This is a genomic window from Nocardia cyriacigeorgica (assembly GCF_029868385.1).
In the GTDB taxonomy this organism is placed as follows: Bacteria; Actinomycetota; Actinomycetes; order Mycobacteriales; family Mycobacteriaceae; genus Nocardia; species Nocardia cyriacigeorgica_F.
Genome location: NZ_JARWNX010000040.1, coordinates 220,425 through 234,596, shown reverse-complemented (window position 1 = coordinate 234,596; position 14,172 = coordinate 220,425). Strand labels below are relative to the sequence as shown.

The 14,172-nt window shown below is 65.9% G+C and carries 7 protein-coding genes; 4 read left to right on the top strand and 3 right to left on the bottom strand.

The genetic code is table 11. The features are described from left to right. Positions 1–12: 12 nt before the first annotated feature. Positions 13–1,083 carry a type II toxin-antitoxin system antitoxin DNA ADP-ribosyl glycohydrolase DarG gene (darG, locus tag QH168_RS11225; RefSeq protein WP_280234519.1) on the bottom strand — a complete coding sequence of 357 codons (1,071 nt, stop codon included), beginning with the start codon at positions 1,081–1,083 and terminating at the stop codon, positions 13–15. A gap of 15 nt (positions 1,084–1,098) precedes the next feature. After that, positions 1,099–1,740, bottom strand: a complete 642-nt coding sequence (darT, locus tag QH168_RS11220) for a type II toxin-antitoxin system toxin DNA ADP-ribosyl transferase DarT (protein ID WP_280234518.1) — start codon at positions 1,738–1,740, stop codon at positions 1,099–1,101. Between the two features lie 243 nt (positions 1,741–1,983). On the opposite strand from darT, the gene QH168_RS11215 reads away from it, so the two are divergent. From QH168_RS11215 to QH168_RS11200, 4 genes are all read left to right on the top strand, one after another. Then, entirely contained in the window at positions 1,984–3,234 is a 1,251-nt protein-coding gene (locus QH168_RS11215; protein ID WP_280234517.1) for a TIGR02679 family protein, read from the top strand. Positions 3,235–3,291: 57 nt separating this feature from the next. After that, the gene (locus tag QH168_RS11210; protein WP_280234516.1) at positions 3,292–6,096 is read left to right on the top strand and encodes a TIGR02677 family protein; all 2,805 of its coding nucleotides are present in this window, start codon (positions 3,292–3,294) and stop codon (positions 6,094–6,096) included. Further along, positions 6,093–10,121 (top strand): TIGR02680 family protein, encoded by a 4,029-nt coding sequence (locus QH168_RS11205; RefSeq protein ID WP_280234515.1) that lies wholly within the window; start codon positions 6,093–6,095, stop codon positions 10,119–10,121. Before QH168_RS11210 ends, QH168_RS11205 begins: the two co-directional genes overlap by 4 nt. 215 nt (positions 10,122–10,336) lie before the next feature. Next, a complete protein-coding gene (locus tag QH168_RS11200) occupies positions 10,337–12,481 on the top strand; it encodes an AIPR family protein (RefSeq protein ID WP_280234514.1) in 2,145 nt (714 codons plus the stop codon). Positions 12,482–12,528: 47 nt separating this feature from the next. On the opposite strand, the gene QH168_RS11195 is transcribed toward QH168_RS11200, so the two are convergent. After that, positions 12,529–14,073, bottom strand: a complete 1,545-nt coding sequence (locus QH168_RS11195) for a serine/threonine-protein kinase (protein WP_280234513.1) — start codon at positions 14,071–14,073, stop codon at positions 12,529–12,531. Between the last annotated feature and the right edge of the window lie 99 nt (positions 14,074–14,172).

Sequence of the window (14,172 nt, the reverse complement as noted above, 5' to 3'; positions counted from 1 at the left end):
CGTTGACCAGCTTTATGGTCGATTCGTCACGAATCCCCGAGGAAGCCACCCCTGCTCGGCAAGACGCTTCACCGCGGCCTCGACGTGCGAATCCGAGAAGAGCACCCCTTTGCGTTCGGTCCACGCCTGGACGTATTCGGCAATCTCATCACCATCCCGGGACTTGCCGACCACAGCCGCCCAGTGCACGCTGGCCAGCAGCTCCATCCCGTACATACTGCCGAACCCCTCAGCGAGAGTGATCACTTGCTCCACCCGCCGAGCCGAATCGGGATCGTCTGCGAGAACCGCATCCGAACGCACCGCCGCATCGGGTATCACGCGAATGGGTTCAGCCTCCAGCGCGCGCGCGCTCCCATCACCGAAACCGGTAATGAAATGTCCTTCGATTTCCCGCAACGTCTTTCGCAGGTTGTCCGCATAAGGCCCATAGCGGCCTTTGACGAAATCGAGCCGCAACGCCTGCCCCGCATACTGCAGAAAGTAGACGAGCTTGTGAACCTCAACCTGGGTAGGCGCATGCATGACGGCGTGCTCATACTCCGCTATAAGCTTGATCACCGTCGCCCGAGCCGTTGTCATCGGCGGCGGTGGCGTCCGAGTGATCATCTCCGCCGCTGGAGGAGCACCTTCGGGCGGGTAAACGAGAATGTCGACGTCGGGCGCGAGCGGTTCCAGCGCGTCCCATATCCGTGGCGCAACATCCTGCCACGACAGGCCACCGTTCCCGCACCCCAACGGTGGAATTGCGATCGACTCGATGCCGAATTTCCGGATCACCTCGACAAGATCTTCCAACCCCGCCTCGATATCCGGCAATCGACTACCGGAACGCCAATGACGTTTAGTCGGAAAGTTGAGAATGAACCGAGGACCGCTCAGCGCACCGGTCTCCCACACGAAAATTCTTCCGACCTGGATGCCCCCCGTCTTGGCCGCTTTTTCGTATGCGAGAAACATTTCCGGATAAGCACGCCGAAACTGCAAGGCAATACCCTTGCCCATCACTCCTACCGTGTTCACTGTATTGACCAGCGCGTCGGTCTCGGCACGGAGGAGGTTACCGTGTTCCTCTCGAATCATGTCGACCTCCACGCCTCAGAAATACCAGCTGCCTCTGACAAGAACCTTCGGCGCCGGTCCACCGGCCGCCACTATCGGTCTGACCTCGGCAGCTACCGCATCGGATCGAGTCGCAACGTACAGGATGCTATCCCACGGGACACGCTGGTGAACCAGCAACTCCGCCTGTCGACGCTCCATACGGTCGGGGTCCTCCTGGGTGTCCGACCAGTACTTCTCGGTCATGAGTCGCCAGTCGACCATCGCTGTGAGCTCACGATCGTCGCGGGTGAAGCGCGAATACGCGGTCAACGCATGCCGGTCGGTCCCGAGCACCGCTAGACCTTCGCCCCGCAGCGCCTCGGTTGTAGTCACCAGGTAAACGATCCGGTCACACCCGTCTACGTAACCTTTGACCCGCCCCTTATTGATCGCGTACAGCATCGGACTTCGGGGAGCGAAATAGAACGGAACATAGTCGGACAGAAACCCGCCCGGATGAACCGGGACGACCTTGGCTGCCCGCTGCTGCTTCAGGTGGCTGTGCCCGATCGGGATCGAGGTAAGCCCCTCGCTCGAAGCCAGATTGTCGCTCCAAATCCCCTGTGCGATCATCGACGACAAGTGCTCGAGACGGGTGATGTGATACACCCACGTCGGTGACGGCCGATCGGTCATACCTGTTCCTTGCGACTGGAGCGTTCGGGGGTGGAGCGGCGGCCGGGCCATTCTTGCAAACTTGTGAACTTGTGCCTACGCGGTCCCTCGAGCCGCCCCGAAGTGAGCGACGCACCGGATTGCACGTTACCGCTGGGCAGCGCCGCACACTCGGCTGCGGTGTTCGGCCCACACACGACATCGAACTGCTCAGGCTGCCGCGCGCCCGGCCGATGAACACTGCCGCCGGGGCAGAATGACGCCATGACGGACGCACACGGTGGGCAGCACAGCGCCCCATTGCGCGCGGATCATCTGCGCATCGGGCTTGCCTCTGACCTGGCACCACTGTGGGATGCGCTGTACAAACGGCTGTCGTCGGGACGCCCCGTGCGGCGTATCCGATTCGGCCCCTTGAACATCACGCAACAAACAGCATTCGCTGATCTACTCGGACGCGATCGTCTGTCTGGCGAGTACCCGTCGATCGCCGTCTCAGCACTTGACGATGCGTTACAGGACGCCGTTGGCTGCGATGCCCGCACACTCATCGAGCACCTACTCGGCCCGATCCCTGACCTTTCGGCACAGCGGGCGGCCGCAGCCGGGGAACGGGACCAATTGTGGGCGTGGCTGGCCGGGCACGAGGTTGTCTCCGCACAGCCAACGCTGGCTGTCTGGGCAGCAACGATGCGGCGCCAAGGCCTAATCGGGGGTTCGGTGCATCGAACCAGAACCGAGCTCGATCGGGCACTGCGGGTTCTCGATGCACTCCCCAGCACGGGCCTGCATCTCCCGGTATTCGCCCAGCGGGTCCTCGATAACCCACACGCGCTTGACGAGGGTTCTCGACTACACGGCATGGTGATTCGTGCGCTCGCCGCAATATACGATGTCGACCCGCCGGCCGATGCGCTCGGTCTCCGGGCGATCTGGACGCTGGCCGGGATCTCCGATGACGAACTGTCGTCGACCGTTCTCGTCGCGGGGTTGCCGGTAACAGGCACCGATTCCACCGTCGGCCGCGTTGTGACAGCGTGCCGCGAGGCGGGTGTCGCCGCGGTACTGAGCCTGCAGCAATTACGTGCGGTCGATCGTCCACTCACCGTCGCCGAGCGGATCTGGGTAGTAGAAAATCCCAGCGTGCTGGCGACCGCGGTAGCAAGGTTCGGCGACCGCTGCCCGCCGATGGTGTGTGTATCGGGGTGGCCGAGTTCTGCGGCGGTCGTATTGCTCGACCTGCTATCCGGCGATGGCGCGCGGCTGTATTACAGCGGTGACTTCGATGGTGAGGGACTGCGGATTGCGGCCAACCTCGCGGCCAGGACCGGCGCGCTGCCCTGGCGCATGACGACCGGCGACTATCTTGCCGCTGCCGGCGACAACGGTCCGGCTGTCGGCCGGGTCACGCCGGTTCCGTGGGATCCCGAGTTGAGCGTTCAGATGTGTAGACACGGGGTGGCCGTGTCTCAGGAGCGCATCATCGATGTCCTGCTGTCCGACATCGCGCCCTGATTCTGTCGGACCCCACAGATATCGTAGGTGTCGTTATCGTCCGACCAGGGGTACGCGATGGATCCGATCCGGGTGCCGCCCGAGATGTTCCGCTTCACCAGCGGAGACCGCGCAGGCTTGTACGTCTCGGTGTTGCAGGCCTTCGGAGAGGCGAACGAACGTCTGGAGACTGCGCTCGGAATCGACGAGGTCCGTTCCCGGCTGCGGTCGATCGGCTGGCTGGAGCCGATCGACGATGATCAACTCACGCACGCGCTCGGACAGTTGCAGGACTGGAATCTGGTCGATGTCGTCCAGAACCACACCGAGAACTACCGGACCGCTGCCGACTATGAGCGCCGGAACCTCCAGTATTCGCTGACCAAGCAAGGCGAGGCCGCCTTCGCGGGCGTGGTACACGCGATGACTGTCCTCGCATCCGCCGGCGCGCTGCAGACCGCGGTTCTCGACGCGATCGCCGATCGTCTCGCCGACCTGCTGCGGGATCTCGAATCGGGCACCGATCGCCGCGTCTTCACCAGCCTCACGGAGCTGGAATCACATCTGGAGGCGTTGCGCACCAACACCAAACAGTTCAACGGCGAGCTGCAACGACTACTCCGCAGTGAGGGCGCCGACCTCACGGTTTTCCATGACGTCAAGGCCGCCACGGTCGCCTACCTGCAAGAGTTCCTCACCGATATCGAGCAGCGCACCCACACCATCGCCGCCAGGATTCAGGCGGTCGACGATCATGGTGTCAGCCGCATGCATCGGCGCGCCCTGCTCGGCGCCGAGCTCCCTCATCTCACCGGACCCGATCCAGCCCCGGTCTGGATCGAACAACGCCGGGCACGCTGGGAGGGACTCCGGGCATGGTTCCTGCCCGCAGACGGGTCCGCACCGCGGATAGACCAGCTACGGCTGGTCGGCCGCAAGGCGATCATTGCACTATTGCAAGTTCTCGATCGCATCACCGAATCGCGACGACGATCGAGTAGCGCGGTTGCCGACTTCCGTGAGCTGGCCCGCTGGTTTGCGGTCATTCCGGACCGCGAGGATCTGCACCGGCTCTGGGCGACGGCGTTCGGTCTCGGGTCGGCCCGACACGCTCATCTGGCCCACCCGGACCCGGAACTGGTCGGCTATACCGAATCGTGGCACACCGCGCCGCCGGTCGAAGTGTCGCCGCTGCTTCGAACGTCCGGGCGTACCGAGCGTTTCGGACGCACCGGCACCATCCCGGATGTGGCAGCCGTCAAGGCCGAACGCGCCGCGCGCGCAGCCGCTGAACGCGCCGAGCTGGAAGCGGCGTGGGACATGCTCGATACCGGTGCCGCCGTGCGACTCTCGTCATTCGGCGCGCTCGATCACGACCTGTTCGATCGCTTACTCGAACTGCTCGGCAGGGCGTTGGGCGCGGGGGCGGATGCCACGGGCGCACGGCGCGGGGTCACGTTGGATGGGCGCGTCGAGATAGTGCTGCGCCCACCGGCGGACAGCGCTGAGGCGGAGTTGAAGACCCGCGCGGAGTGTTCCGTGGACCCGACTATGTGTTGGAGATCGAGGCGTTGGGGCGCCGCAGCGAACGCGAGGCCTCGGCATGATTCGACACCTGCCGGGCAGCCGGCGATGAGCGAGCTCGCCAATCAATTGGTCATCGCGGAACGGGCGGACGTCTCCCGCGGTGTCCGCGCGCTACTGGCCGACCCGTTGATCGTCGAACGACACGCACCGGAGATCTTCGACATCGTGCGCCGCCGCCGCGATCCGATCGCGAAGTGGTTCGACTTCTACTGTGGCTGGACGCTGGTCGTCGAGCCGCGCCTGGGTTATGCCCGATTGATGAAGGTACGCACCGAAATCGACTCGACCCGCCCGGCTCGGCGGATTCGTTCCGGCAGAGCCGAATTCGATCGGATCCGCTATGTGCTGCTGTGTGTGGTCGCCGCGGAATTGTTCTCGGCGCCGGTGACGACGATCGGCCTGCTGGCTCGGCGAGTGCATGCGGCCACCCGTCACGATCCGCTGTTACCCGAATTCGACACCGCCACCCGCGCGCACCGGATGGCGTATGTGGACGTGCTTCGCCTCTTGGAATCCTTCGGCGTCATTCAGGTCATGGATGGCAGCACCGACGCCTACATCGACTCCGACGCGGCGAAAGTGCTGTTCCGCGTGGATTCGACCCTGCTGCTCAGACTGCTCGCCACGCCCAATGGGCCATCGCAGATCGCTGGTGCGGCGACCGAGGTCAGCTCACGCCTCGATGACCTGCTGGCCGAGCTTGTCCGGGAACGCCGATACGGGCCGGCCGCGTCCGGTAAGCACGCCGACCGTGCGGGGGTATCCGATACCCAGCGCAACCTGTGGCTGCGGCACAGCGTCTTCCGTCGTCTCGCCGACGACCCGGTGGTGTACTTCGACGATCTCACCGGCGATGAACGCGCGTACATCACCTCCCTCACCGGAAGGCAGCTGCTGCGCAAAGCCGCCGACCAGGGTGGCTTTGTCCTGGAAGAACGCGCCGAGGGAATGCTCTTCATCGACCCCGACGCCATTGCCACCGACGTACGGTTTCCCGACGACGCCTCGACGGCCAACGTCGCGGCGCTGGTACTGCTCGACGCCATGCCGGGCCCGACCACCCCAGAGCGGTTGCACCGCGCGGCCGCCGACCTGCTGACCAGGTTTCCGCGATGGGCGCGCACATACCAGGGCGACGACGGTGCGCAACGTCTGGTCACCGATGCACTGGCGGTGTTGCGTTCGTTCGGGTTGCTGCGCACCCGGTCATCCGGCCTGATCGAACCCCTGCCCGCCGCGGCTCGCTACCGGCTCTCCACCATCCGCACTACCAGCAACGAGGAGGCCGAGTCATGACCGTGACCCAGCTACCGCGACACCAATCCGGCAGCGATCGGCAACCGCGGTGGCTGCCCACGCGCGCGGGCATCCTCAATGTGTGGCGCTACTACGATGAGATCTTCGAGTTCCACCACGGCCGGCTGCTGCTGCGTGGCCCGAACGGCAGTGGCAAATCGAAGGCGCTCGAGCTGCTGCTCCCTTTCCTGTTCGATGCCAGCCTCCGGCCGAATCGGCTGTCGACCTTCGGCACCGGGGAGCGCACGATGCACTGGAACCTCATGGGTGAGGGCGCATCCGGCACTACCCGCGTCGGGTACGTGTGGCTCGAGTTCTGCTTGCCCGGATCGCCGGATCGGTGGTTCACCTGCGGTGCCCGGCTGCAGGCCACGTCACGGACGACCAGTGTGCATGCCGATTACTTCACCACCGAACTGCGCATCGACGCTCCCGAGCCGTCGTCGGTGTCGTTGACCGAGTCGAACCGTCCGCTCACCCGAGCCGGTCTGGCCGACCGTCTCGGTGACGGCGGGGTGGTGCACGACAATGCCACGGACTACCGGGAGGCGGTGCGTTCGACGTTGTTCCCGACGCTGAACGACGACCGCTACGACGCGCTGATCACCGCCCTGCTGCAACTGCGGACACCCAAGTTGTCCCAACGTCTGGACCCGGCTTTGCTGTCTACCTTGCTCTCCCGCGCACTTCCGCCGCTGAGCAGAGAGGAAATCGCCGACCTCGCCGAAGGCTTCGAACGCCTCGACGCCCAGCGCGAACGCCTCGCCCGGTTGGATGAGGAAGTGGCCGCGACCAGGAAGCTGGCTCGCCAGCAGCAGGTCTACGCCCAGCGGGTGCTGCGCGCCCGCGCCGCGGCGCTGATCTCGGCGACCACCGAGCTGGATCGGTTGTCCGAGAACGCGAGGGTGTCCGCGGCCGAATACGACCGGGTGGATTCGCTGAACCAGGACACGCAGGCTCGGGTCGGCCGGTCCGCTTCGGAGCTGGCCACGACGGAGGCCGCGCTCGAGGGCTTGATGAAGCTACCGGCATATCAGAAAGGGCTCGAGCTCGACGATCTGCGGAAATCCGCCGAGCGGGCGCGCGATCGTGCCGCCGGCGCCGAACGCCGCGCAGCCGAGCTACGCCTGCGTGCCGAACGCGATGCGGCCCGAAGCGCGGAGGCGGCCGACACGGTCCAGAGCTGGCAGCGAGTGGCTGACAACGCGGCGATAGACGCCAGGCAAGCAGCCGGCCGGGCGGCATTGACGAGTGTGTTCGACGAACTGGAGCAACATTCGGAGGCTTCTCGAGCCCGTGCACTCCTGCGTGCGGCTGTCCGGTCCCGGCATGATCAGATCGACGACCTCCGCGACCTGCTGACCCGTCACAACAGCGCGATCACCCGGCGCACCGACGCCGAATCCGACCTCGACGCCGCGCGCGCCGGGCTCCTCGCCGCCGAAACCGCACACAGCCAGGCACAGCAAACATTCGATCAGGCGCTGGCCGAGTTTCGCGACGCTGTCCGCGGCTGGGCCGGCAGCTGCACAGCACTGGTGTTCGATGATGTCGACGGCCTAGTCGACCTCGCTGCGGATCGGCCGGCGCTGGTCGAGCGGGTCAATGCCGCCGCGAGCGTGGCGGGCCAAGAGATCATTCGCCGCGAAACGCACTGCCGGCACGAGATAGCGACGGTGAAAGCCACGCGAGACGACCGCATCGCCCAGCGCGATCGTCTCGCAACCGAGCAGGCAATCGCCCCGGAGCCGCCCCCGTGGCGCACCGCCGACCGAAGCCGGATGCCGGGTGCGCCGCTGTGGCAACTGATCGAATTCGCCGATGACCTCACCCCCGAGGCCGAGGCCGGTGTGGAGGCGGCCCTCGAATCGGCCGGGATTCTCGACGCCTGGGTCGGCGACGACGGCATGCTCACCGGTCACGACCTGTTCGCCGACCCCAGGGCATTGCCGCCGGTGCCGGGCAGGTCACTGGCCGATGCACTCCGCCCGGTGCCGGACGCCGGGGTTCCCACCGAACTGGTGTATCGGTTGCTGAGCAGCATCGCCTTCGGCGATGAGCTTGCGACGGATGTTGTGGCGGCGGTGTCCAGCGACGGCCGGTGGCGGCTGGCCAACCTCACCGGTTCGTGGTCGAAGGATCAACCGAGCTTCATCGGCGCGACCACGCGGGCACGTGTACGCGAACACCGTATCCACATGTTGGACACCGAGATCGCCGAACTCGAGCATCGCCTGGATGCGTTGGACAACGAGCTGGCTCGGTGCGCCGCACGACGGCAGCTCATCGAATCGGAACGGACCGGATTGCCGAGTTCCGAGGCGGTGGTCGCGGCCGAAACCGCCTGTACCCGTGCCGAATCAGTGCTCCACGCCGCCGACCGGCTGGTGCGTGAACGGGTCACCACGGTGAGCACACGGGAACAGCAGGTCGGGCGAGCCCAGCGTGCTCTTGCCGCGCGCGCCGCGGAGTCCGGGCTCCCGGCCGATCCGGCCGCGCTGCGCGTGATCAGCCAGGCCACCGCGGACTTCGAAGGTCAAACCGGGACCTGGCTGGATACCTTGGCCGAAGTGCGTAGCGCCCGTGCCACCGCCGGTGAAGCCGCCGACCGCGCCGTCCAGTCCGCCGCCGATGCCACGGCAGCCACTGCCGCCGCGGCAGCCGCGGCTGAGGAACACGAGATGCTGACTGCCGAGCTCACGACCATCGAGAACTCGATCGGGCAGGAATACCGGCACGTCATCGAGCAGATCGCCCAGACCCGGCAACGCATCGGTTCCCTCACCGAAAGCTTGGACAACGATCGCGCCGACCTGACCGAATATGCCCGCACGCTGGGAAGACTCGAGTCTCAGCGGTCAGCCGACATGGCCGCCCGCGATGCCGCCACCGCACATCGCGACGAGCTGGCCGCCGAGTTCAGGAGACTGGCCGTCGGCACCTTCCCTGATGACGGCAGGCTCCCCCATCTGGCGAAATTCCGGGCCACGCTGGCCGCCTCCGATGGTGTCCGCGCCGCGCTCGATGCCGCCCGGATGGTGGCGGCTGCCTGGCCCGCGATCCCACATTCACCGACCAACCTCAGCGAGGCCATGCGCAGGCTCGCCGATTCGGTCCACGAATGCCGCAGCGCACTGAGCACCCGCGCCGATCTGGATCTCGAATCCAACGACGACATCCAGGTGTTCACCGCCGTCGTCGACGGCGTCCGGGTCGGCTGCGCCGAACTGTTGCGTGCGATCGAAGCCGAGGCCGAACAGAGCAAGCAGGAGATCACCGACCAGGAACGGCGCCTGTTCGACCACACCCTCACCGGCGACACCCGACGCCACCTGGCCGCCCGGATCCGGCAGGCCAATGAGCTCGTGGACGGCATGAACGCCCGCTTGGAGCGAGTCCGTACAGCTTCCAATGTGGCGGTGAAACTCGTATGGCAGGTACGCAAAGACCTTCCACCCGGCACCAAAACCGCTCGCGACCTGCTCCTGCGCGATCCCGCCCGCCTCGATGGCGCCGATCGCGAATCCCTGCATCGCTTCCTGCGCGATCGGATCGAGGCAGCCAAGGCCGACGATTCCGCCACCAGCTGGGAGCAGCAGCTCGCGCAGGTCTTCGACTACACCGCCTGGCATCAGTTCGTCGTCAAGATCGATCGCGGCAAAGGCGAGGACTTCCAGGAGCTGACCAAGAAGCTGCACGGCGCACTCTCCGGCGGCGAGAAAGCCATCGCCCTGCACCTACCACTGTTCGCCGCCGTCGCCGCCCACTACCAGGCCGCACCGCAAGCCCCCCGCATGATCATGCTGGACGAGGTCTTCGTCGGCGTCGACACGGCCAATCGCGGACAAATCTTCGCCTTGCTGTCGGCCCTCGACCTGGACCTGGTACTCACCTCCGACCACGAGTGGTGCACCTACGCCGAATTGAGCGGTATCGGAATTCATCAGATCATCAGCGGCGACGGGGTCGATGCGGTGACGACGGCACGGTTCACCTGGAACGGGAGTGAGCTGATCGCGGTGTGAGACGGCCGTAGGACCCCCTACCGCCTCGGTCTGCACGACCGAGCCGCGCACGAGCTTGCGGGCAGCACCCGGTTCGGTCTCCCGAACCTCGAGGGCGGGCCGAGTCGTGAACCATTTACCGTCGAATAGCGTTGCTGTTCAGGTACTCTGGCGGAATCCGGGTCGCGCAAAATCCGGAGTATCCAGCGAGACCACCCCGGCCAGGAAGGATGCGCGTGAGCAGCACCTCGCGTGGCGACCACATCGATGTCCCCAGCCAGGTGCGTCAGGTAGCCCGCTTCCTCCGCACTACCTACATCGAACCCGGGTTGCTCGACCTCAGCGATCTCGACGACAAGCCCGACGAGGAACGCTCACCACGAGCACTATCCCGGGCATTGGCCGCCCAGGCTGTCCGCATCGTCACCGGGTTCGGTCCCGAGCAGGCCGCGCAAACTGTGATCGACGGTGTGGCCGACCAGGGAATCGACGCATTGGCGGTCGTCGAGGGCCCCGACCCGCACATCTACCTCGTGCAAGCGAAGTGGAGCAAGACCGGACGCGCTCCGAGTGAACGGTCGGCCGTGCAGGAGTTGCTACACGGACTGCGTCTCATCGACGACGAGGACTACGCACCGTTCAATCCCCGTGGCCGGCACCTCGCCGAATACGCCGGGAAAGTAATGACTTCGGACGCGGTCCCGGTGACCCAGGTGATCGTTCTGATGCGAGCCGACGAGGTCACCCCGGGATTCCGGGATGCCATCGAACACGGGGAGAAGGAATTCAACCGGCATGGCGCGATCCTGAACCACCGGATCATTCTGGCCCCCGAGATCTGGCAATCGGTGCGCGATGATCATTCGGCCGATCCGGTTGTCCTGTCGGTCGATCTCTTTCCGTGGTTCAGTATCTCGACGCCATACGAGTCCTATCAGGGGGTTGTCGACGCCGAGCAGGTTGCCCAATGGGTGGATGCCGGTTCGCACCTGTACAACCTGAACATTCGTAATCCGCTGGGTCGCACGTCGATCAACAACGGTTTGATCGAAACCCTGACCACCGAGCCCTCCGCCTTCTGGTATTTCAACAACGGCATCACCATCCTCTGCGATTCGGTGCAGAAGGCCCCCCAGTCGATGCGGAATCCGTACAGCCGTCCGCTCGCCCTGACCCTGCACAACGCCAGCGTCGTCAACGGAGCCCAAACCGTCAGGTCCATCGCGGAGGCGGTCGCCTGCGAACCTGATGCCGCCGCGGCACAAGTCGGTGTGCGCATCATCGTGACCGGCGAAGAGCAGGAATTCGCCAAGAAGACCACCCAGGCCACGAACCGCCAAAACCGAGTCGAGCAGCGTGATTTCATCGCCCTGGAGTCGGTGCAGGCCGAAATCATGGCCGAGCTTCGCGCCGAACTCGGCCTGGAATACGGTGTCCGGCGCGGGGAGCTCGACCCTCCGCCGGAGACCGGCTGTTCGGTCGTGGAGGCGGCGTGCGCATTGGCATGTGCCCATCCGGCCAGCCAGTACGCGGCGCGCATCGCGACCGACCTCGACGTCCTGTGGGAACGCGGCCCACAGGGCATCCATGACGCCCTGTTCCGCCCGCGTCCGAGCGCCTACCTGCTGTGGAACGCGGTCAATGTGCTGCGGGAGGTGCGCACCAGCCTGCACGCCTTGCGCTCTCGTTACGAGGGTCGCGCCATCGCACTCGCCGAGCATGGCGTCTACCTGCTCGCGCACCTCGTCTTCCGCAGTCTCGACACCGAGGCGATCAGCGAACCGGACCAGAACCTCACCTGGCTGGCCGGGGCTCGGCAGCAAGTCCCGGGGATTGTCGGCCGCCTGCTGCCCGCCGTGGTTACCGCGATCGACGACCTGTACGGCGAACGCTCGCAAATACGCGCTGTGTGCGCCGACGTCGAGCGCACTCGTGACGTGGTCGCGCGCGTCCTCGCCGCTGGCACGGACCAGTCGGCGCCCGTGGCTGGCAACAAGTACAAGCGAACCCGCACGACCAAACGCCTGCGGCGCCCGACCGCGGTCTCGGTGTTGATCGACCGGAATGTCCTGCCCGAGGGCGAACCTCTGACGTTGGTCGCCGGCCATCCGTCCGAGGCCGAAGCGATGCGGGCCTGGCTTGCCGAGGACCCCCAACGCGGGCGAGCGACGTGGGCTCTGCATCGGTTGAAGCCGATCCTGTGGGCCGTCGACGGCAAACAGTATTCGCCATCTGGTCTGGTCAGCCTGATGTGGGAGTGGGCAGGGTGGGCGAATCGCCCGGTCGCCAACCAGGGCACCCGGCGTTGGGTGACCTCGACTGGCGACACCTTGGCCGATCTGGCCTGGCGCGCGCTCGAGGAGCTCGAAGAGTCCGACTGATCGCCGCACGGCGCCAGGGCTGCCAACCACCCGAAACCGCCGGACACTCAGAGTGCGGCCAGCAGCTCCCCTACCTCCTCGGTGAACGGATCACCGGGCCCTTTGATCATCGTCAGATCCTCCAGCAGCGCTTGCAGCATCGTGCGGGCGGCCGCATGATCACCGATCTCGCGTTTCAGGTCACCGATCTCGAAGCGCAGGTCCAGCGCCAGTTCGCAGCCGCTGCCGTCGGCGGCGGTCAGCTCGGCCAGCACCTGTTCGAGTTCGGCCAGACCGGCCCCGACGTCACCCAGCGCCATCCGCCCGCGGGCGGCGCCGGCGCGGCATTCCAGGGCCGAGCGGCTGAGGCGGCCTTCGGCGCGCTGGTAAGCCTTGGCGAGCAGGTCGAACTCGCGGCAGGCGCGGCGGTCCTCACCGGCCAGCGCCCATGCCGCCGCCACCTGCTTACGCAAGCCGAGAACCTGGATATTCTCCTTCCCCAATGCCGATGCAGCGCTGTCGATCACGGTGCTCAGCGCGTCAACCGCCTGAGCGAATCGCCCGCTCTCGAGTAGCGACCAGTAGCGCTCCTGGGCAGCGGATATCGCGGTCTGCATATGCTGCGCCGATACCGGAGCGGTGGGGGCCGAAGGCTGCGAGCGCAGCCGGGTGGGTTCGATCTGCCCGGCTTCCAGCGGGGCGTTCGGGCGCCGGAATATGCGTGTCGGATCGGGGAATCCGGGCAGGTACAGCTCGGTGGGCGCCACGGGGGTACCCGGCCCGGGCAGGAACGGCAGCAGACGCTCGTAGACGGTGAAGGCATCGGCGGGCCGGCCCTGTGGGTCCTTGTGCACGAGATCGAGCACGAGCTGTTCGAACTCCGGCGGAACGTCGAGACCGAGTTGCCGCAACGGCACCGGCGCCTGCTCCGTATGCGCCAGCATGATCGAGAACTCCGAATCGGCCTCGAACAGTGGGCGACCGCTGATCATTTCGTGGATCAGGCAGCCGAGCGCGTACAGGTCGCTGAGTGGGGTGACCCGGCGGCCGTGGACCCGTTCGGGCGCCATATAGCGCAGGGTGCCGATCTGCTGGCCGGTGACCGTCAGTTTCGGCGCCGAACTGTCGAGGATGGCGGCGATACCGAAGTCGATGACCTTCACCGCACCGTCGCGAGTGATCAGTACATTCCCGGGTTTGAGATCGCGGTGCACGACTGGCAGCGCATGTGCGTACGAGAGCACGGTAGCGATCTGGGCCGCCACCGACGCCACCCAGGACAGCGGCAGCGGGTGATCCGGGTCGATGTAGTTCTGCAACGGAACTCCGTCGATGAGTTCCATCACCAGGTACACCGTCTCGAACGACGCATCCAGCACAGCGTCGAACACCTGCGGCACCCCGTGGTGGCGGATACGGGCGGTGACTCTGGCTTCGCGGCGGAAGCGCTCGGTGAATTCCTCGGCTTGTTCCGCGGTGACCACTTGATCGACGCGGATGGTTTTCACCGCGACTTCGCGGTCGAGCACGATGTCGTAGCCACGCCACACCGAACCCATGCCGCCGGATGAGATCTGCTCGGTGAGCTCGTACCGGTTATCGATGCGCCGCACCCGCATTGATCGTCCCCTGTTCCCCTACACCACTACCGGCAGACTTCGCCGCGCCTGCACCATATGCGACCGGAAGGCGTCCCCGCCGGACAACGGCAC